This window comes from Hydrogenophaga sp. 5NK40-0174, assembly GCF_040372165.1.
GTDB lineage: Bacteria > Pseudomonadota > Gammaproteobacteria > Burkholderiales > Burkholderiaceae_C > Hydrogenophaga.
Window position 1 is genome coordinate 319,259 of the sequence record NZ_BAABWG010000003.1, and the last position, 19,921, is coordinate 339,179.

The following is a 19,921-nucleotide window of genomic DNA, read 5'->3' on the forward strand; positions in this document are numbered from 1 at the left end:
TGTGCGATCAGTGCGATCTGGTCGATCAGAGCAAACCAGCGCCGCGGGCAGCGTCTTCAATGCCTTTGTAGTTCTTGGCTTCGGTGGGCACGAACTTGGAGGCGCGCTGCAGCTTGAGGATGGTGGTGCCGGGCTCGGCGTCAGGCGTGAGCGCCAGGAAGGCCTTGGCCAGCTTCTCGCGCGTGGCGGCAGGCATGTCGGCGTGAACCGTCCAGTTGTAGTCGAAGTAAGGCGGGGTGGTGTAGAAGGCGTTGACCTTGGTGGTGTCGACCTTGTTCTCTTTGACGAACTTCTCCCACACGGAGATGTTCAGCGCGCCGGCCTGGACCTTGCCCGAAGCCACAGCGGCGATGGTGGCGTCGTGCGCGCCACTGAAGGCCACGCGACGGAAATCTTTCTCGGGGTTGAGGCCGGCTTCCATCAGGAAGCTGCGCGGCATCAGGTGACCGCTGGTGGAGCTTTGCGAGCCGAAGGACACGGTCTTGCCCTTGAGGTCGGCCAAGGTCTTGATGGTGGGGTCAGCGGAGATGAAGACGGACTTGAACACTTCGTCTTCGGCGCGCTGCACCAACGGGATGACCTTGCCACCGGAGCGGACGTTGGCTTGCACAAAGGTGAAGCCGCCAAACCAGGCCAGATCGACCTTTTTGTTGACCAGGGCTTCGACGGACGCGGCGTAGTCGGAGACCGGCACGAATTCAACCTTCATGCCCAGCTGTTCGCCCAGGTACTTCATGAGCGGCTCGGCCTTGCGTGCGAGTTCGGTGGGGGACTCGTCCGGAATGGCGGTCACGCGCAGGGTTTGCATGTCGGCAGCATGGGCAGCCGAGACAGCGCCAAGGGAAGCCAGGGAGATCGCGGCGCAGGAAAAGAGTGCGCTGAAGGTGCGTCGTTGCATGGTCATGTTTCTCATGTTGTTGAGGTGGGGGTGCATCCGATAAAGCGGGATGGCGAAGCTCTATTAGACCAAACCCTGAGTGTCTGGCCTACTGTGCTGCCGTTACAGTGGGTGCTACGCCCCTTTCAGCGCCCGTACCAGCTATGCGCCCATGACAGCAGCCACGCCGCACTTTGTTCAGGTTTATGAAGAAGACCGTGCCGCCGTGCGCGCTGAACTCGCTGCTGGCCTGCTGGCCAACCCGGCCCGCGTGGCGCCCAAATTTTTCTACGACGTACTGGGCTCGCGCCTGTTCGATGCCATTACCGAGCTGGACGAGTACTACCCCACCCGCACGGAAGCGGCCATCTTTGCGGCGCACGGCGAAGCCATGGCGCAGGCCGTTCCTGCAGGCGCGGTGATGATCGAGCTGGGCGCGGGCAACAGCGCCAAGGCGGCCAGCCTGTTCGGGCAACTGCGCCCGGCGGCCTATGTGGCGGTGGACATTTCGGTGGTGTACATGCGCGAGTCTTTGACGGCTTTGCAGGAACAACACCCGGCGCTGCCCATGCTGGGGCTGGGCATGGATTTCTCGTCTTCGCTGGCCTTGCCCGACGCTGTTCAGGCTTGGCTGGATGAGCAAGGCTTGGCGGGCGCGCCGCGGGTGGTGTTTTATCCGGGCTCCAGCATTGGCAACTTTTCGCCAACAGAGGCTGAGGCCTTGCTCAGGCAGGCACATGCCGTGTGTGGTGGTGGCGGGCCTGGCAGCGGGTTGCTGATTGGCGTGGACCTGGTGAAAGACGTGACAGTGCTGGAGCGCGCTTATGACGATGCGCTGGGCGTGACGGCGGCGTTCAACCGCAATGCCTTGAGGCATGTGAACGAGTTGCTGGGAGCGAACTTTGCGCCGGAGCGGTGGGCGCATGTGGCGTTCTTCAATGCAGGGGCGTCACGCATTGAGATGCACCTGGCCTCGGTGGGGGAGCAGGTGGTGAAGTGGGGTGATGGTGGTGGTGCTGTCCGCCGGTTTGCGGATGGCGAGCGGATTCATACGGAGAACTCGTACAAGTGGACGGAGGAGGGGTTTTCGGCCTTGCTGGCCGAGGCTGGATTCGTTGCTTCTTCTGTTTCTGCTTCTGCTTCTGCTTCGCAGGGGTGTTGGATGGATGTTGAGGAGTGGTTTGGGGTGTTTTGGCGGAAGGCCTGAGATGCAAAGCCGAGGGCGCGGCTGATCCGGGTTTCCCGGGCGGCAACGCGCCGTCCCCCAGTGGGGGATGCTGCGCTAGCAGCGCAGGGGGCGTCTTTTTATCCCCCCCTATCCCCCCCGCCCCTTTCCACCCCCGCCGGGGCGGAAAGGGGAGCCTTTAAACATTCGGCTTCAGCGAATTGGACGGGTGGCTACTGGCGGGAGGTTGCCACTGCTTCTGGCTCACCACGGTTTTTCCACCGCTGTCGTAGAGACTTCGCCTGCCCTTGGTGCACCCACGGCAGTCAACCAGCGTTGCCGCTGCGCGGCTCGCCGGTTGACTGCGAGCGAGACATTTCGGGCCAACGAGATTGGCAGCACGTGGAGCTAGCGCCCATCTGGCAAGCAAGTGCTACTGTCGGGCCGAGGGCGCGGCTGATCCGGGTTTCCCGGGCGGCAACGCGCCGTCCCCCAGTGGGGGATGCTGCGCTAGCAGCGCATGGGGCATTTGTTTTTGTTGCCTTAAACAGGGCTTTTTTCTCCTTGCCTGCGGCGCTGTCTTGCGACAACCTCGCCCTTCCCCCCTATCCCCCCAGCCCCCTTTCCACCCCGCCGGGCGGAAAGGGGGAGCTCTCATTTGGCTTCTGGTCTCCGACTGGCCTTCTACGGCTCGAACCGTCGCCACCGTGGTTGGGGGTACATGCATTTCGCTGAGACTGTCGTAGGTGCCTCGACTTTGGTCTTCGCTCCCACGGCGCCCATCTGACTTTGCCGCTTTGCGGCTTGTCAGTTGGGCGCTTGTCCCGCGCGTCGCAAACCTGCTGGAAGTTGCGTGTCTCGCCAGCAGCGTGCCAAGGAGCCGCGCAGCGGCAAGCTTGGCGGGCTGCCGTGGGCGCACCAAGCGCAGGCGAAGTCTCTACGACAGCTGTGGAGAAACCGTGGTGAGCCAGAAGCAGTGGCAACCTCCCGCCAGTAGCCACCCGTCCAAATCGCAGAAGCCGAATGTTCAAAGGCTCCCCTTTCCGCCCCGGCGGGGGTGGAAAGGGGCGGGGGGGATAGGGGGGGAAGAAAAAGAAGAATGAAAGAAGAGAAGCTTGAAAAAAGGAGCTGCGGCTAGCAAAGCAAAAACCATCTTCTACCTTGGCAGGTTGAACCAACCTTCAACTCAACGGCTTCGCTGACAAATGCAACCCCACTACCCCCGCCACAATCAACCCAATACTCACCATCTTCACTGCCGTCACCGGCTCCTTGAAATACAAGAACCCGATCGCTGCAGTGATCACCGTTCCTGCACCGGACCAGACCGCATAAGTGATGCTCAGACCCAGTGTCCGGATGATCATGGTGTTCAGGGCAAAGGCCACCGCATAGAACACAAAGATCAGCACCGACGGCGTCAGGCGGGAGAAGCCGTCGGACAGACGCATGGAGGTGGTGCCGGCGCATTCGGCCACGATGGCGAGGCCGAGCAGCCACCAGGCCTGGGACATGGTGAGCAAGGGAAGTTTGATCATGATGGGTTCACCAACGAAGGAAAGATAAAAAGGGAAAAAGATAGAGAAGAAAAAGAAGAAGAAAGAAGCGCAAAAACGCTTGTTGCTTCGCTGACGTTCATTCAACGCGCCACGGATCGAAAGCCGGCAATGATGTCGTTTCGTTCGGGCGTGAAGTAGTTGCGATACGCCCTGTGCCGCATGCGCGGTGCGGTGGCAAAGCTGCCGCCTTTGAGCACCGGGCGGCCATCGGCAAACCAGGGCTGCGAATAGTCGCGATAGGGGTGCGGCTCAAAACCGGCAAACGGCGCGAACGGGCTGGACGTCCATTCCCACACCTCGGTGCCCCACACAAAAGCGGTGTCTTGTCGTTGATGTTGAATTTGTTGTTGTTGCGTGGCCAGCATCCACTCGGCTTCGGTGGGCAAACGCCGGCCGGCCCATTCGCACCAGGCCTGGGCTTCAAACGCCGTGAGATGGCTCGCTGGCGCGCTCAAGTCTACCGGGAACCACCGGCCATAGACACAGCGCTCCCAATCACCACTTCGGCCCTGGCGGACATAGCGAGGTGCGGTGGCACGGATGGCGGCTTTCCAGGTCCAGCCCTCCGGCGTCCAGAACTGGCGCTGTGCGTAGGCGCCAGAGTCCACAAAGGGTAAAAACTGCGCCCAGGTAACGGGCTGGCGATCGATCTCAAAGCCATCCACTGGCGCCAGGGTCGCGCTAAGTTCGTTGTCGAACGCAAAACCATCGCCTCCTGCATAGCCCAACCAGCATTCGCCTGCCTCGATCCAGAGAGGTTCAAACGATGGCGGCGTTCGATGATCTTTCGTCTTCGGTGCGTGCTCACCCGGATCGAACCCGATGTTTTGCGCCATGTACACCGCCGCCTCGGCATGCATGTCTTCATGGAACAGGGCCAAGCGAAAGAAATACAGGCCTTCGTCCGTTTCGGGTGCACCGTCCAGCAGCGCCAGGGTGTCAGTGAGGCTTTGGGCGAGGTCTTCGCGCGTGGTGTCGATGTCTGGCAGGGGCAGATGCCAGCGGCTATCGTGCGGGACTTCGCTGGAGTTGTAGAGGGCGTCGGCGTCCTGGCCGCGGCTGGCTTGCCGGGCCGGCAGGCGCGGTGCATCGTGCTGCGCCCGCACACCGTTGAAACGCTCGGGGTTGCGGGCGAGCCACCAGTCGTAGAACCAGCCCACGTGGCCCAGCTCCCAGATCGGTGGGTTGAGCTCGGGCGTGCAGGGCACGTGCAGAGTGGAGCCCAGGGCGGCCTCGTACGCGGCCGACAGCGCCAGCGTGCGGGTGCGGCATTGCTGCAAAGCCGCTGCCAACTCGCGTTTTCCCATCCGCCGGGCAGCGGCTTCTTGGTCCACAATGGTGCGACTATCGTTCATGGGCATGAAGTTGAAACAACGACCCTCGCTGTGCATCGTGACACCGGCGCTGGCCGATGCCAACAATGGCAATTGGCAGACAGCGCGCCGGTGGGCGCGCATGCTGGGCAAGACCCATTATGAAGTGCGGATGGTCAAAACGTGGCCGGATACCGCCGACAACCCCGTCGGTGAAGGAAAGGACGATGACACCGACATCTTGCTGGCACTGCATGCGCGGCGATCGGCTGCCAGCGTCGATGCCTGGGCCCGGACACACCCGGACAGGCCGCTTGTGCTGGCGCTGACCGGCACCGACCTGTACCGGGACATTCACACAGACGCCGACGCACAGCGTTCGCTGGAGCAAGCCACGCGCCTGATCGTGCTGCAAGGCGAAGGCTTGAGCGAATTGCCAGAGGCGCTGCGCGCCAAAGCTTCTGTGGTGCTGCAGTCGAGCACCCGCCGGCAAACCCTGCCCAAACCGGCCCGCTATCTGCGTGCGGTGATGGTGGGCCACCTGCGCGATGAAAAGTGGCCGCAAACCCTGTTCGAGGTAGCACGCCTGCTGAGCCCGGGAGAAGGCATCCGCATCGACCACATCGGTGGAGCCCTGGACCCGGCCCTGGCCGACGTCGCCTTGCAAACCCAGGCCGCCTGCCCGCACTACCGCTGGCTGGGTGCCTTGAGCCATGGCGAGACACGCCAGCGCATCCAGCGGGCCCATGTGCTTGTCCACACCAGCCGCATGGAAGGTGGGGCGCATGTCATCATGGAGGCTGTTCAAAGCGGCACGCCGGTGCTGGCCTCACGCATCAGTGGCAACGTCGGCATGCTCGGTGCCGACTATGGCGGCTACTTTGCGCCAGGAGATGCCCAGGCGCTGGCGGCTTTGCTGCGCCAATGCCGGGCAGAGCTTCCGAGTGCAAATGGCAAACTGGTCCAGCTGAGCGCACAATGCGCTGTGAGGGCCCCGCTTTTTGACCCGGCGCATGAGCAGGCGGCGTTGCTGGACGCTCTGAGCAAGGCCATGCACCCGCCGCGGTAGCCGCCGCGACTCATCGCCATCGCTGCACCCCACCAGACACATCCATCTGACAACACGACGACATCAACAACGACAAAGACAAAGACAAAGACACGACCATGAGCACTGCCAACACGCCCTCGACACCCGCCACCCAACCTCGCCTGACCAGCTTGTCGCACGGCGGAGGCTGCGGCTGCAAGATCGCGCCCGGCGTGCTCTCGGAAATTCTCAAGGGAACGGCGGCCATGCCCATTCCCAAAGAGTTGCTGGTGGGCATTGAAACGGCAGACGATGCCGCGGTGTATCAGCTCAACGACGAGCAGGCGCTGATCGCCACCACCGATTTCTTCATGCCCATCGTCGACGACCCGTTCGACTTTGGCCGCATTGCCGCCACCAACGCCATCAGCGATGTCTATGCCATGGGCGGCACGCCCATCATGGCGCTGGCGCTGGTGGGCATGCCGATCAGCGTGCTGTCCACCGACACCATTGGCAAGATTCTGGAAGGCGGCCAAAGCGCTTGCCGCGATGCCGGCATTCCGATTGCGGGCGGCCACACCATCGACTCGGTGGAAGCGATCTACGGCCTGGTGGCCATGGGCCTGATCCACCCCAAGCGCCTCAAGCGCAATGCCGATGCGAAAGCGGGCGACAAGCTCATTCTGGGCAAGCCGCTCGGTGTGGGTGTGCTGTCGGCTGCGCTGAAGAAAGACGCGCTGAGCGCTGAAGGCTATGCCCAGATGATTGCCTACACCACTAAGCTCAACACGCCGGGGCCCGACCTGGCCGCGATTGAGGGCGTGCACGCCTTGACCGACGTCACTGGCTTTGGCCTGGCCGGGCATGCGCTGGAGATGGCGCGCGGCAGCGGCCAGACGGTGCGCCTGAACATGAACCAGGTGCCACTGATTGCCGGCGCGCGTGAACTGGCCAGCCAGGGCATGATCACCGGCGCCAGCGGCCGCAACTGGGCCGCCTATGGCAGCGAAGTGTCGATCGACACCGGCGCGTCACAGGCGTTGGACCAGGCTTTGCTGACGGACCCGCAAACCAGTGGCGGCTTGCTCGTGTCTTGCGACCCGGGCAGCGTGGAAGAAGTGCTGGCCACGTTCCGCCAACACGGTTTTGATGCCGCGGCGGAAGTGGGTGAGCTGGTGGCCAGCGACGGCAATGGTGTGCGCTTGCAGGTCAGCGCTGGCTGAATTCAAAGCCCGTTCACAGCCCGGTCACAACCAGGCCCGGCGTTGATCAAGCAATGCTGCGCGATCAACGCTGGCAGCCACCATGTTGCGGTCGGCATCGCTGACACCCACGCTTGCAAAATGTGCAGCCCAGCCATCCACCACCTGGGCCACTTGCCGAACCAGAATTGCAGCCCGATCCTTTGAGATGGCGTATTCGCTCAACTGGGTCAGCGCATTGTCCAGACTGGATTCAGACCCTCTCTCGCCAACCACCATGGCCTGGTAGCCCAGGTTTTGCAATGAAGGCACCACGTCGTACGCTGGCGTGAGTGCGTAATAGCCATCCAGCGCCAGACGCACGCTGTGGTTGCGCTCGTGGTCGTCGGTGTTGTCCATCAGGATGTTGAACACCATGCGTTTGAACAGTTCTTCGCGCATGGCTTGCTGACGATCCGGGTGGGCCAGGCGCAACAACACCGTGGACAGCGCGCCATAGGAAAGCGGCAAGCGAGCGGCCCGCAACAAGGTATGCGCTGAGAGACAGTGCAAACGGAATTCGCCGAACCGGTCAAAGCGTTCAATGGTGAGCGCGTGGCGCTGCCGTCCGTGGCGCAGGGGCAAGGGCAGCACGGCGGTCTTGGCCACGTCAATGCCAGCGCGCGCGGCCAGCGTCATGGTGGCGTGCTCCACCAGCGGCGTGTCCACCACGTCATCCAGCTCGCTGAACTTCACCACTTGCACGCCTTGGTCGGTTTGCAGCAAGGCCTTGGGTCTTGCCCCGCCAAGGCTGATGCCTGGCTGCACCAGGCGGCGCATGTCGGGTGACAACGGGGTTTGGGTTTGAACGTCTTCAACAGCATGATTCAGACGCGCCAGGTCGTTCAACATCGGATACGGCCCGACGCGACGCGGCTGGTAGTGCTCGCTCGACACGGACACACCCAGCGCGCCAAAACGGTCGTCACCGGCGAACAACAGCACTTCCAGCACGGACAAGCGCGCCGGTCTTTCGATGTGCCGGATGATGCGCTCGCCCCAACGGTCAGGGCGCGCATCGTCGATCGCGCCGGGCGCGCTTCCGCGCTCATTGGCAGAAAAGCGTTGGCCCGGCACCAGGGGCAGGTCTTCGCTCAGCGGAAACTGCCACCAGCTGGGGTCGTACCGGAAGCTCGCGCAGTCGGGCACCAGCTCATGCAGACGCAAGCTGCCCACGTAAGCGGGCGCCGACGGCTTGACCAGCATCCACAGGTGCAGCTCGTCTTGCGGCACGTAAGCGGTGGGCGTCACATCGAAAGCTGCTGCCGTCCCTTGCGTCATGACCGGTCCGCCTTGAGTTGCGTTGGCGGCTTGCCCATCAGATCGGCCAATCCGGCTGCGGCCGGGTTGACCTTGGAAGATGGCGAATAGCCAACTTCCTCCTCGGCTGCAAGTGGCGCATAGGGGTTGGGCGGCAGAGCACCCACAGCGGAGCGACGCAAGGACTTGCGCAGGGATTGCCGCACTTTGGCCACTTCCCGCTCCAACGCCTCCGTGTCCCGCTCAGGTGCGGCCAAGTCAGCCAGGCCCATTTCGGGGCGGATGAGCCACAAGCACATGGCGTAAGAGGCCATGGAGACGGAAGGATCACCCCGCTCGATGCGGGCCATCGTAGGCAAGGACACGCCCAGTTTGCGCGCCCACTGGGCCTGGGTTTCACGCCGACGCTTGCGCGCGAGCACGATGTTCTGCCCCAGACGCTCGATTTCCTGCCGGACCGCTTCAGGGTACTCAGAGGGACTGATGTTCTGCTTTGGCATACATAGATATGCTCTTGAAAGTAAAAAAGCAATATCTATGTATTTTCCTATGGATAGCGCTTCCAAATCAAGCGATTTGGGTGATCAATGCAGCGACATCACTCATAGATTTAACATTTTTCGACTCTATAACAGTTTTAAGCCTTATTTTTGAGTATCACAGCGGCCATATGCACCTGAGACGATTTCGCGCACGGCAGGGCCGGCGAGCAGACCAGGTGATGCATGCCCGCTCATGACGTCAGCCCCAAAAAACTGTCGAGAATGTGGAAGTGATCGTCATGAAAACGGTCTTCCATGGCAGCGAGGTCGGCAATCGGCACCCACATGGCTTTGGCCGCGTCGTCCGCGCCAGCGACTTCCGGCAGGTTCTTGCATTGGCCCAGATCGAAGTGGTGCACGTGGGTGATCACGCGCCCACGCAGGCTGCGATCGGGGTGATCGAAGACTTGCACGCCGCGAAAGGCAGTGTCCATATGGACCGGCAGTCGATCAAATCCGGTTTCTTCCTGCAGCTCACGAAGGGCGGACTGGTAGATGCTCTCGCGCTGCTCCAGAAAGCCGCCCGGCAAGGCAAATAAGCCCTTGCCCGGTGCGCGCCCGCGCTCGATGAGCAGCACATGGTCATTGCATTGCAACAGCGCGTCTACCGTGACGAACACAGGCGGGTAGGGTGCGCTCGCCCATTGCGCCCGCTCTTCGCGCAGCATGGCCCATTCTTCTGCCAGCGCGCGGTACTCGGGCAGCTCCGCCCAGGTGCGCAGAAAGGCGATGGTGGAGGGCGGCACCACACTGACCAATGCCGAGAGTGCGGCCGCCAGCATCAAGGGATTGGCCTCGTTACCGCCTCCGGCAAAGTAGGCATCGCGCAGACTGCTCGAGTGCATGCGACCCTGGCTCGGCATGGCTTCCAGAGTCCAGCCGGGGAAGTCGCTCAGGTAGTCGCTGGTGGCGTCCTTGCGGTGTCCGACCAGCACGGTGCGTGGCGCCGCTTGCCCATCCTGGCGTGGCGCCACCCCGTCGACGCCTTGATGGACGGCCTCCACCCACCGACGGCTGTCGTAGTAGTCACGCACCGGCACGAAAGATACGCGGTCGAGCAGCGCCGTGGTGGCGTCGGCGTCGTGGTTGACCGAATCCGACAGAGCGAGCCGGATCATTTCGGCGCGTTCTTGCCAGGTGAACGGGTTCTTGGGCGTGCGTGCCTGAAAGGCTGAGCCGACAACGATGACGACCTTGGGCGCCAGTGCCAGCGCACGCTGGATCAGGGCGAACTGGCCCAGGTGCAGGCCCTGGAAGCGACCGATGCAGACAGCGACATCGAAGCTTGAACCCACCGCCGCATCAGCTGGTGACTTGAGTTGAAGATTGGCATCCTGAATGCGAGATGACGAAATCATGGCACTCTCTTTCAGTGAGTTCTTGACCATATGATGGACTCAGTAGTGGCGTGCGGCAATCGGCATTTGCCTGCCCGCACCGAAGGCGCGGCCGCGCACGCGGATGATGGGCGGGGCCTGGCGGCGCTTGTATTCGCTGCGGGCGATCATGTGGCGCACCCGCTCGATCAGTGCACTGCCTTCTGTCGTGGCCTGCAGGCGGGCAACGTAGGCTTGCACCTCCACCGCCTCTTCACGCCCCAGACCAGCGCCTTCGATCAGGTGCTTGAGAATTTCATCGAGCACTTCGTAAGGGGGCAGGCTGTCGGTGTCCTTCTGGTCAGGGGCCAGTTCCGCAGAGGGTGGCTTGTCGATGATGGCCATGGGGATCAGCTCGCGGCCGGCCGCCTCATTGAGATGGCGCGAGAGGGCGAACACTTCGGTCTTGTACAGGTCGCCGATCAAGCCCAAACCACCGTTGGTGTCTCCATACAGCGTGCAATAGCCCACCGACATTTCCGATTTGTTGCCCGTGGTGAGCAACAAGTCGCCCCAGGTGTTGGAGTACTCCATGAGAATGACGCCACGCACCCGCGCCTGCAGGTTCTCCAGCGCCAAGCCCTTGAGCGGAGCCTCAAACGCTTGCTCGAATCCGCGGGCATAGCCTGAGACAAGTTCGGCAATGGGGTGGCGATACAGCCGCACACCCAGGTTGGCGCACAAGGCTTGTGAATCGTCGACCGAGCCGCTGGACGAATACACCGACGGCATGGTGACCGCCGTGACCTTGTCCGGCCCGAAAGCCTCAGCCGCCAATGCAATGGTCAGAGCCGAATCGATACCGCCTGAGGAGCCAATGACCGCCCGCGTGAAGCCGCAGCGCCGCGCATAGTCCTGCAGGCCCAGCACAATCTGCCGGCGGTAGAAAGCCATGGTGGGCAAGCCCGATCGCTTCACGTCAGGCAGGCACTCTCCTGACGCCGTAGCGAAGCGGCCCTGGGTATCCACCGTGATCGTGCGCACATCCTCTTCGAACCGCCTGGCTTCAAATGTCACACCGGCCTTGGGCTCGACGGCAAAGGATGCGCCGTCGTAGACCAGCTGGTCGTGCCCCCCCACCTGGTTCACATAGAGAATGGACAAGCCATTGCGCTCGCTGGCGGCGCGGAACACATCGTGCCGCTGTTCGCGTTTGCCAATGTGAGAAGGGCTGGCGTTGATGGAGATGACCACATCGGGCGCGGCATCACGCAAGCGTTCAAACGGATTGATCGCATATGCACTGCCGTCGTCGTTCCAGCCGTCTTCGCAGATCATGAACCCGACCTGAGCACCGCCGATGCGCAGCACCCGGGCCACGTCCGGGCCGGGCTCGAAGTGGCGACGCTCGTTGAAGATGTTGTAGGTGGGCAGCAGCTGCTTGGCATACTCCAGCACCACTTGTCCTGCCTTGATGACCCGCAGCACGTTCTGAAGGCGATGACCGGGCCCGGCGTGGGAGACCGGCATGCCGACCACCCAGTGCAAGGCGGGCATCTGGCGCGAGGCTTGAAGCAGGGCTTGAAATCCGGTGTCGACGCGCTGCATGAAGTGCGGGTCGTCCATCAGGTCGCCGGGGTAATAGCCGGTGAGCGAGAGTTCGGAGAAGACGACCAGATCTGACTGCTCGTCCCGGGCTTTCTGCGCTGCCTCCACCATCTTCTGGACGTTGGCGTCCATGTCGCCCACAGTCACGTTGAGCTGGGCAATGGTGATTCCGAGTACGGTCTCCGATGCAGATTGTTTGACTTCCGTGTTCTGACTGGATGCACTCATGGCGTCCTCCCATGTTTTGTCGGTTAGCGGCGGTCAGGCGAGTTGGCGGGCACCTTGAAGACCTGGCGCAAGTAGGCGAGGAAGGTCTGGTCATCGCACAGCGTCTTGCCGGGCGAGTCACTGAGCTTGGCCACCGGCTGATTGTTGGCTCGGGTGATCTTCATGACAATGTTCAGGGGCGTGAGGCCCATGTCGTTGGTGAGATGTGTTCCGATGCCAAAGCCCAGTTGCACCTTGTCACCCAGGGCGAGGTACAGGGACAGTGCGCGGTCAATGGTCAGGCCGTCGGAAAACACCAGTCGCTTGGTGTGCGGATCGATGCGCAGGCGTTCATAGTGGGCGAGGGCCTTGTTGGCCCAGGTAAGCGGGTCACCCGAGTCGTGACGCAATCCGTCGAACAGCTTGGCAAAGTACAGGTCAAAGTCGTCCAGGAAGGCATCCATGGTGATGACATCGGTCAGCGCGATGCCCAGGTCACCACGATACTCCTGCACCCAGGCCTCCAGGGCGGCGGTCTGGAAGTCGCGCAAACGAACGCCGAGGGCCTGGAAGGTTTGCAGGTATTCGTGCGCCATGGTGCCAATGGGCACCAGGCCCAGCTCCTTGGCCAACAGCACGTTGGAGGTGCCTTTGAACACTTCAGGTACGCCATCGCGCAGCGTGCTGAGGACTTCACGCTGCCAGGTGCCGGAAAAACGCCGGCGCGCGCCGAAGTCGTACAGGTTGAAGCTGTGACGCAGGCGATGTTGGGATGCCAGGTCGCGCAGGCGGTCTACCTTGGCTGTCAGGCGGCGGCGTCCTTCGGCCAAGGCGGTTTCCTGTGGAAAGCGACGGAAGTACAACTCATTGACGATGGCCAGCACAAAGATCTCGAAGGCCATCACATGCACTTGGGGCCCGCGTGCAACGATCTTCAAGGTGTCCCCGTCCGCGCTGGCCTCGATGAAGTTGCGCTGGAAGCGGAAGATGCGCAGGAAGTCGACAAAGTCGCTCTTGGTGTAGCGCAGTTCAGCCAGGTAGGCCAGCTCGTCTTCCTTGAAGGTCAGGGCACACAAGGCGTCGAGCTCGGCATTGACCGCCGGCAGCAGTTCGGTCAGCGCAAACTCTGGCGTGTTGCGGCACACAAAACTGTATTCCGCTTGTGTCTGCGGAAATCGGTGCAGCATGGTCTGCCACATTGAATATTTGTAGAGGTCGGTGTCCAGCAAGCTGGTGATGATGGGTTTGTTCATGTTGCTTCTCCGGCAAGGGATATTCCTGGCTCTGAAGGGTCCCGTTCAAGCAGGCAGTTGGCCCCCCAGCCATCCGACCATTTCCTGGCAAGTCGCTGTGCGCACGCCTTTCGCTTTCATGTCGTCGACGAACGCTGCCGCCTGCGCCTCAAAGCCAGCGACCGGGCTCATGGCATCGGTCAGCAAAACGATCTTCTCGTACTGGCGCGATGGCAGGTATTGCACCAGGTGCTCGGTGGTGGCCTTCACGCAGTGGCTGCTGGCTTCGCCGGCAATGACGATGAGGCCGGACAGGTCGAGATCGTCGATCAGGGCTTGATTGAGTTGCGTGTCGGCGTCCTCGCTCAGCGGCACTTCTGCCTGCAATGCGCTGTAGTGCTCCGTCCATGGATTCTCACCCTTGGTGACCTTGCGAACCACGGCCATGTTGCTGTCTTCCCAGCGGTTGTAGGCGGCCCGCACCGCTGCGTGAACGTTGTGGCCCCAGGTGCCGATCTCGCAGTGCACCGGCCACACCATGAGGGTGTAGCGACCATTCGTTTCCAGCGCGTCCAGGTAGGCGAGCACTTGATCTTGGACGCCAGCGTCCCTGGGGCTATACGCGCCCGCGCGAACCTGCTCCGCGGTAATGGCCGTGAAGGGCGTGACAGCATCCCCGTTTCCTGTCACCCAGAAGCCGGGGTGGGCGACGTCGTATTGCTGATGTGAGTCCAGCGTGACCACCATGTCGCCGAAGGCCTGGCCGACTTCGTCGATCAGCCTGGCCAGGCGAAGCATGTCCTCGTGCGCACCTTTCACTGGAAGAGCAGGTGCGACTGGGACATGGGTCAGAGGGGTGCCGATCTGCCAGCTGGTGGGCAGATCGCAGAAATCATTCTGCGGATCGATGATGAGCAAACTGCGGCGAATGGTGCTTGCCTGGGTCGTGTTGTTCATGATGGCCTCCTTCTCTGGACTTCAATGATGCGTGTGACAGCGATTCCGTGTGGGTGACGGGGCTTTGACAGTCTCGCCATGTGAGTTGTACTGTACAACTTATATGGGTTGTATAGTACAACTTATCTGTCGCGTGTCAAGTGCTACTCCTGTACTGCCATGAAAAAACCGTCTGGTTCAGCCCACCTCTCCACAGCCTCTCAAGGAACCAAAGCCAAAGGTCTGCGCTTTGAGCGACCACTGGTGACGGTAGACGTGGTGATGTTCAGCATCAGCGCAGAGCAGTTGTCCGTTTTGCTGGTCAAGCGCCCTGACGCAGAGCCAGAGCCCTACCCCGGCCGCTGGGCCTTGCCTGGTGGCTTTGTGGATGTGACTCAGGACGCAACGCTGCAAGACTGCGCGATGCGCAAGTTGCATGTGAAGACGGGGGTAGATGCCCCATACCTGGAGCAGTTGGGTAGCTGGGGCGGCGCCACGCGCGACCCGCGTGGCTGGTCGTGCACACATGCCTACTTCGCACTCATGGCCGCGCCAGCCATCAGCGCAAAGGATGAGGGCAGCTCCCCATCAGAATGGGTGCCGGTCGAGACGGCATTGCGCCGCCGACTGGCGTTTGACCACAACGCCATTCTGGAAGCAGCGGTGGAACGTCTGCGAAGCAAGGTGGAATACACCTCGCTGCCAGCGTTCTTGCTGCCTGTGCCTTTCACGCTGCCCCAGCTGCAACGCAGCTATGAAACAGTGCTCGGCCGTGCGCTGGACAAAAGTGCGTTTCGCAAGCGCATGCTCGATGCAGACTACCTGGAAGAGGCGGGCATGCTCACCACGGACCAGGGCCGGCCGGCCATGGGCTACCGGGTACGGAACCGCGAACGCGCCGTGGTGTTTCCGCGCGGGTTCAAGTCGGGCGAAGCGCCCGGCTGACACAAGCCTCCGTGGAGGTGACTTGGGTCAGTGTTGAGGACGCTTCTGACGTTCAGCTGTTGGCCGGCCGGATCGCCAGGTTGTTGACGACCGATTTCACCCCTGCCACCGTCATGGCCAGCTCGGTGGCGCGAGAGGCCGCTTCGGCGCTCGCCACAGGTCCGGTCATCGTGACATGGCCGTCAGCGGTGTCGACATTGATCTGGCGGGCGCTCAGCACCTCGTCGTCGGCCAGCTTGGCATTGACCTTCGCTGTGATTTCCAGGTCTTCCGCCTTCTGAGCGACAGCATCGGCTACGTCGCTCGCCTTTTCTTCGGTACTTTCCATGGCCTGTGTCAGGTCCTGCCTGGCTTCCTGTGCCGCTGATGCGGTGGTCTCGATAGCGGAATCGACGCGCTCGCCCACCGTCGGCTCGACGGCTGATTGCTGGCCGCAAGCCGCCAGGGAGAATGCCACAGCCGTGGTCGCCAGCATCACACCCACACGACGCTGGAAGCGCGTGCTGCGGCCAACGTCATCAGACGTTGCAATTGGCTGCGGGCAGATTTCACTCAGGTGCTTCAACGGATAGGGGTTTTGATTGAACTGATGGTTCATGTCAGATGTCCTTTCGGTTTGTCGGTCTCGACTTCTCTCTCTTGGTGCTTCCGCTGGTTTCTGGTCAGTGCTTGAACCAGTGATCGGATGCGCCTTTCTCGAAGTGGGAGACTTGCTCCTCTGCTTCTTCCTTGGCCATTCCATAGCGCTCTTGGAGCTTGCCGGCGAGTTGCTCGCGGCGGCCTGCCACCACGTCCAGGTCGTCGTCAGTGAGCTTGCCCCACTTTTCGATGATCTTGCCCTTCGCTTGTTTCCAGTTTCCTTCGATTTGGTCCCAGTTCATGTGCTCTCCTGCTAGGTGTGGTCAATGGCATCGGTCCGGGAAGTCAGATCCAAGCCCGATGTCGCTTGGTGAGATTTCACTTTAGGACCGCGCACGCTTGATGGCCGTCAGCCAGGCGCGGAACCCTTTGTAGGACGACATCCCGTCATGTCCTGCACCGGCTTTGTCCTACATTCGCATCCCCTCACAACTGACATGCAAGCGACTGCAGCGGCGAGACCATTGGAACCAGCGGTGTTGTTGAACCTGCAGTTCAATCCACCTCCCCCGGACCTTCAACTTGCCGAAATGAGTACCGCCCATGACACGCATCCAGAAAGCAGGCCATCACATCGCTATCGGCGTTGCGGCTGTCGCAGCCGCCAGCTTGCTCAGCGCCTTCACTGGTGTCGTCCAGGCGCAAAGAGAGCGAGGCGATCTGAGACTGGCGCAGCAGGCGCGCACGGGCCAATGGCTGCTTCCGGACGAGCGCGGCAACAGCGACGCGCAGCAAGCCCAAGCTGTTGCGCAGGTCAGCCTGTCTCCCTTCTGATACTGTCCAGGGCAAATTGGTCAGGCGAAGTATTCCCTGGCGAGGGTGAGTTGCCAGACAATTGCCACATGCTGCCGATTGCAAAGAACCCCAAGGCCTTGCCCGTGATCGATCCCGGTCGCTGCACGGGATGCGGCTGGTGCGTCGGCGCATGCCCGGAGAACGTCCTGGCACTGCAGTTGGCGGAAGACTGGACCAAGCGTTCCCAACTCAGCAACGCCTCGGGGTGCACGGGTTGCGCCAGGTGTGCGGTGCGCTGTCCGTTCGATGCCATCGCCATGCGCAAACCACTGACCGGCGCGAACGCCTGAGCTTGAGCTGGCGCGCCGGTCACTGCACCTGCCTCACCGGTCAGACCAATCAGTCAGGTCACTCGATTGATGGCTTCGGACCGCGAGTCCGCGACCGGCAGCGGTGTGCCATCGAGAGCCACGACTTCCCAGTGCGGCTTGCCGTGCGTCTTGCTGAAGCGCCCGATGGCCAGGCAGGGACCAGAGGCTATTCGTTGCGGACGTTTGCCTTGCACCAGGGTGCCCAGCAATTCCGACGGGTTGTGCTCAAAGCGTATGCGCTGCTCCGGAACAGGGCCGAGGCGGGCCCGTTGAAGCTCCAGGTTGGCCTTCTCGAAGCTCACCACTTCGCGCAGGTACTTGGATTTGGAGAACGCTTCGCGCCACAGGAGAAAGTCACAGAAGTCGATGGCTTCAGGCAAGAAGTAAAACGAGGTGGGCGGATGGGTTTCCCAGAATTGCGAGATGGCGACGTGCAGGGCGCGTGTGCTGAGCAGGGTAAAGGTCAGCGGCAACAGGCCTCGCAGCTTGCCCAGGCGAAAGCCCTTGTGCAACAGCGCAGTGGTTTGCAAGCCCGGGTGTGCTGCAATGTGCGCAAGCCGCTTTCTCTCCAGCGGCGTGAGGTCTGCCAACGCTTGTACACGCCCCTGAGGGTTGGCGCGCCATGATTCGCGCAGGTCCGGCTCCGTTACCAGACGGGCCAGCCAGCTTTGAAAGACCTGCTCACTCATGACGTCAGTGCCGACTCGCCTGCTCTGTGTCGCGCGCGCGTGGCACTCTTGAGGGCGCCGCCGCCTGAGTTGAACACGTCCGCCCAGATGCGCTTCAACCGACGCAGCTCAGCTCGAACGCGCTGCTCACCCACGACGTCGTACCAGGAGCCAAACAGCTCGAAGGTCACGGCGCCGACATTCGGGCACCGGGGCAAGGCGTGCTCCAGCATGGTCCAGACCAGGTCAGGAAGAACATCGCTGTGCGCATCCAGATACACGCCTTCGTGTGTCATGCCACCGGCGACATGGATCTCGCCGACATGCCGAAGATCGATGTCGGCGAGCAAATCCATGGCATCAAAACCATGGTTGACGGCATTGGTGTAGATGTTGTGCAAGTCCAGCAGCAAGCCGCACCCGGTTTCTGCACACAGGGTGTTGAGAAACCGCGCTTCGTCCATGTCTTCGTCGGGCATGTCGAAGTAGTAGACATTGTTCTCAAGCAGAAAAGGCACCGGTATGGTCTGCATGACCTGCTGCACCTTTGGCCTGATCATCTCGATGGTCTGGCGGTCGCGAGGCAGAGGCAACGTGACACCGGTGTTGATGGGCTGGCCATTTCGATCGGCCACGTGAAAGGCCAGGTGGTCACTGTGCCAGGGAAACTGCAACTGCTGGTGCCAGCGCTGCAGTTGCTGCAAATGCTCCATGTCTTGCGGCCTTGCACTGCCGATCGACATGCCGATGCCGTGGGGGATCACGGGCATGTTCGCTCGCAGGGCGCGCAGCCAGGCCATGCCTTCTGCGTCATCGATGAACCGAGGGTGCACGCCTTCGCCCTGGTCGACCCACAGGATGTCGGGCACCACTTCTGCCAGATCGAAATCGTCGTCCGGCTGTTCAAACAGGGTTTTGAGGGGGGCCTGGAAAGCCAGTGCCACCCCCAGCCTGGGCAAAGTTTGCTCAGACAGATGCTTGACCATGGTCATCGTGTCAATGCATCAATGGATCAACGCAGCCCACGAATGAGGACATCTTCGATCACCAGGCGGTCCATGCCCGAGAGGCAGGGGCGGCAACCTTTGATACCGGGCAACTCGGGAATGGTCAGCGTCTTTTCCAGCACCTTGACGATGTCTTTGAACGCCATGTCGCTCGGCAGCGATAGTTGCATCTCGCTCACAGGCGACAGCTTGGTTTTGGCAGTCAGTTGGGCTTTGCTCAGCGATTTGGCCATGGGGTACTCCTTGGGTTGAGAGGGTTCGGGCGCCGAACCTTTGGATGGATCAACAGGTCTCTTGGCTCCGTCGGGCGCGTCGAGACCACACTGGGCTCCCTGTCACTCGCCAGGCTTGCAAGGCAAGCCAGTTCCCCTGAGTGCGTTCCTTCGCTGATGCTGATGGCACATTGCTATGGATTCGGGAGAGCCCGGGTGAATGCCCGGGCGCGAATGGAACGCACGGCCTCATTGTCTGAAGCCCTCCAGCCCACGTCATCCCTCTTGCAATGGACCGTGCGCACGGCCGACACCCTCCATGGGGGATGAAATAAGACCCTGACGCGAGAAACAAGGCTGAATCGGCGAAGGCCCACCCGGCGGCGAGAGTGCTGGCCCAGACACCTCGCCATTAACAAGTTATTTCAGATTCAACAGATGGCAAATGCTGTAATCGACCGCCATGAATCTGTGGATAAGAATGCTGGGGACACTGATCACTTCCCCTCGCCGAAAAGCCATCCGTCCGCTGGACGACGCCAGACTGGACATGATGGTCTGGCCAAATGACCTGGATGTGAATGGGCATGTCAACAACGGCCGCTATTTCACGATGGCCGATATCGCCCGGTTCGACATGGCTCGGCGCACCGGCATTCTCGCGATTGCACGCAAGCACAAGGCCATGCCGGTGATCGGAGACTCCATGGCCCGTTTCCGGCGCGACCTGAAGCTGTTTGACCGCTTCGAGATCCACTCCAAGGTGCTGGGGTGGGATGAGCGCTGGATCTACATGCAACACCGCTTCATGCAAAAAGGGCGCGTCTGCGTACTGGTCGTGGTGCGCGCTGGCTTCAAGGCCCAGAGCGGGCTTCTGGGGCCGTTTGATCTGGCCGAGGCCTTGGGCGTGGACAAGCGCTCGCCGACGCTGCCCACCTGGGTGATCGGCTGGAGCCGGCATTGCGATGCCGCCAGCAAAGCCTTGCGGGAAGAAGAAGAAAAGTTCGGTCTGCGCTGATTCGGCGGCATACTGGAGCAGTGAACGAGGCAGATAC

21 protein-coding genes are annotated in these 19,921 nt (G+C 61.7%); 7 read left to right on the forward strand and 14 right to left on the reverse strand.

The features are described 5' to 3' along the window. Positions 1–25 precede the first annotated feature (25 nt). The gene (locus tag ABWV89_RS10990) at positions 26–898 is read right to left on the reverse strand and encodes a putative selenate ABC transporter substrate-binding protein (RefSeq protein WP_353396573.1); all 873 of its coding nucleotides are present in this window, start codon (positions 896–898) and stop codon (positions 26–28) included. Positions 899–1,049: 151 nt separating this feature from the next. Between ABWV89_RS10990 and egtD the strand changes: the two genes are divergently transcribed. After that, entirely contained in the window at positions 1,050–2,084 is a 1,035-nt protein-coding gene (egtD, locus tag ABWV89_RS10995; protein WP_353396575.1) for an L-histidine N(alpha)-methyltransferase, read from the forward strand. 1,139 nt (positions 2,085–3,223) lie between these two features. Here the strand turns inward: egtD and ABWV89_RS11000 are convergent. Both ABWV89_RS11000 and senA read right to left on the reverse strand, forming a co-directional pair. After that, positions 3,224–3,580: a DMT family transporter gene (locus tag ABWV89_RS11000; protein ID WP_353396577.1), complete on the reverse strand. Its 357-nt coding sequence runs from the start codon at positions 3,578–3,580 to the stop codon at positions 3,224–3,226. A 101-nt stretch (positions 3,581–3,681) separates the two neighbouring features. Then, positions 3,682–4,956 carry a selenoneine synthase SenA gene (gene senA, locus ABWV89_RS11005; protein WP_353396579.1) on the reverse strand — a complete coding sequence of 425 codons (1,275 nt, stop codon included), beginning with the start codon at positions 4,954–4,956 and terminating at the stop codon, positions 3,682–3,684. A gap of 4 nt (positions 4,957–4,960) precedes the next feature. On the opposite strand from senA, the gene senB reads away from it, so the two are divergent. Continuing rightward, on the forward strand, positions 4,961–5,983 hold the full coding sequence (gene senB / locus ABWV89_RS11010; RefSeq protein WP_353396581.1) for a selenoneine biosynthesis selenosugar synthase SenB: 1,023 nt from the start codon (positions 4,961–4,963) through the stop codon (positions 5,981–5,983). A 98-nt stretch (positions 5,984–6,081) separates the two neighbouring features. Then, positions 6,082–7,170 (forward strand): selenide, water dikinase SelD, encoded by a 1,089-nt coding sequence (selD, locus tag ABWV89_RS11015; protein ID WP_353396582.1) that lies wholly within the window; start codon positions 6,082–6,084, stop codon positions 7,168–7,170. 24 nt (positions 7,171–7,194) lie between these two features. On the opposite strand, the gene ABWV89_RS11020 is transcribed toward selD, so the two are convergent. The 6 genes from ABWV89_RS11020 to ABWV89_RS11045 all read right to left on the reverse strand — a co-directional run bounded on the left by ABWV89_RS11020 (position 7,195) and on the right by ABWV89_RS11045 (position 14,310). Further along, a complete protein-coding gene (locus ABWV89_RS11020; RefSeq protein ID WP_353396583.1) occupies positions 7,195–8,469 on the reverse strand; it encodes a type II toxin-antitoxin system HipA family toxin in 1,275 nt (424 codons plus the stop codon). After that, on the reverse strand, positions 8,466–8,948 hold the full coding sequence (locus tag ABWV89_RS11025) for a helix-turn-helix transcriptional regulator (RefSeq protein WP_353396586.1): 483 nt from the start codon (positions 8,946–8,948) through the stop codon (positions 8,466–8,468). Before ABWV89_RS11025 ends, ABWV89_RS11020 begins: the two co-directional genes overlap by 4 nt. 233 nt (positions 8,949–9,181) lie before the next feature. Next, complete coding sequence (locus ABWV89_RS11030) at positions 9,182–10,348, reverse strand: bifunctional nicotinamide-nucleotide adenylyltransferase/Nudix hydroxylase (RefSeq protein ID WP_353396588.1); 1,167 nt, start codon at positions 10,346–10,348, stop codon at positions 9,182–9,184. Between the two features lie 39 nt (positions 10,349–10,387). Further along, on the reverse strand, positions 10,388–12,142 hold the full coding sequence (locus ABWV89_RS11035) for an NAD+ synthase (protein WP_353396590.1): 1,755 nt from the start codon (positions 12,140–12,142) through the stop codon (positions 10,388–10,390). A gap of 23 nt (positions 12,143–12,165) precedes the next feature. After that, complete coding sequence (gene pncB / locus ABWV89_RS11040; protein ID WP_353396592.1) at positions 12,166–13,374, reverse strand: nicotinate phosphoribosyltransferase; 1,209 nt, start codon at positions 13,372–13,374, stop codon at positions 12,166–12,168. Between the two features lie 45 nt (positions 13,375–13,419). Beyond that, positions 13,420–14,310, reverse strand: a complete 891-nt coding sequence (locus tag ABWV89_RS11045) for a cysteine hydrolase family protein (protein WP_353396593.1) — start codon at positions 14,308–14,310, stop codon at positions 13,420–13,422. 261 nt (positions 14,311–14,571) lie between these two features. Here ABWV89_RS11045 and ABWV89_RS11050 point away from each other — a divergent pair, with 261 nt between their 5' ends. After that, positions 14,572–15,234: an NUDIX hydrolase gene (locus ABWV89_RS11050; RefSeq protein WP_353397508.1), complete on the forward strand. Its 663-nt coding sequence runs from the start codon at positions 14,572–14,574 to the stop codon at positions 15,232–15,234. A gap of 52 nt (positions 15,235–15,286) precedes the next feature. Here the strand turns inward: ABWV89_RS11050 and ABWV89_RS11055 are convergent, their stop codons facing one another. Then, a complete protein-coding gene (locus ABWV89_RS11055; RefSeq protein WP_353396595.1) occupies positions 15,287–15,832 on the reverse strand; it encodes a BON domain-containing protein in 546 nt (181 codons plus the stop codon). A gap of 64 nt (positions 15,833–15,896) precedes the next feature. Then, positions 15,897–16,115 carry a CsbD family protein gene (locus tag ABWV89_RS11060; protein WP_353396598.1) on the reverse strand — a complete coding sequence of 73 codons (219 nt, stop codon included), beginning with the start codon at positions 16,113–16,115 and terminating at the stop codon, positions 15,897–15,899. A gap of 301 nt (positions 16,116–16,416) precedes the next feature. Between ABWV89_RS11060 and ABWV89_RS11065 the strand changes: the two genes are divergently transcribed. Continuing rightward, positions 16,417–16,647, forward strand: a complete 231-nt coding sequence (locus tag ABWV89_RS11065; protein WP_353396601.1) for a hypothetical protein — start codon at positions 16,417–16,419, stop codon at positions 16,645–16,647. Between the two features lie 68 nt (positions 16,648–16,715). Beyond that, positions 16,716–16,958, forward strand: a complete 243-nt coding sequence (locus tag ABWV89_RS11070) for an ATP-binding protein (RefSeq protein WP_353396603.1) — start codon at positions 16,716–16,718, stop codon at positions 16,956–16,958. A gap of 53 nt (positions 16,959–17,011) precedes the next feature. Here the strand turns inward: ABWV89_RS11070 and ABWV89_RS11075 are convergent, their stop codons facing one another. The 3 genes from ABWV89_RS11075 to ABWV89_RS11085 are packed head-to-tail and all read right to left on the reverse strand — an operon-like array spanning position 17,012 to position 18,887. Further along, positions 17,012–17,668, reverse strand: a complete 657-nt coding sequence (locus ABWV89_RS11075; RefSeq protein ID WP_353396604.1) for a hypothetical protein — start codon at positions 17,666–17,668, stop codon at positions 17,012–17,014. After that, positions 17,665–18,633: an MbnB/TglH/ChrH family RiPP precursor modification enzyme gene (locus tag ABWV89_RS11080; RefSeq protein ID WP_353396606.1), complete on the reverse strand. Its 969-nt coding sequence runs from the start codon at positions 18,631–18,633 to the stop codon at positions 17,665–17,667. Before ABWV89_RS11080 ends, ABWV89_RS11075 begins: the two co-directional genes overlap by 4 nt. 26 nt (positions 18,634–18,659) lie before the next feature. Next, a complete protein-coding gene (locus tag ABWV89_RS11085) occupies positions 18,660–18,887 on the reverse strand; it encodes a hypothetical protein (protein WP_353396608.1) in 228 nt (75 codons plus the stop codon). Positions 18,888–19,329: 442 nt separating this feature from the next. Between ABWV89_RS11085 and ABWV89_RS11090 the strand changes: the two genes are divergently transcribed. Beyond that, positions 19,330–19,884 (forward strand): thioesterase family protein, encoded by a 555-nt coding sequence (locus ABWV89_RS11090; RefSeq protein ID WP_353396610.1) that lies wholly within the window; start codon positions 19,330–19,332, stop codon positions 19,882–19,884. Positions 19,885–19,921 lie beyond the last annotated feature (37 nt).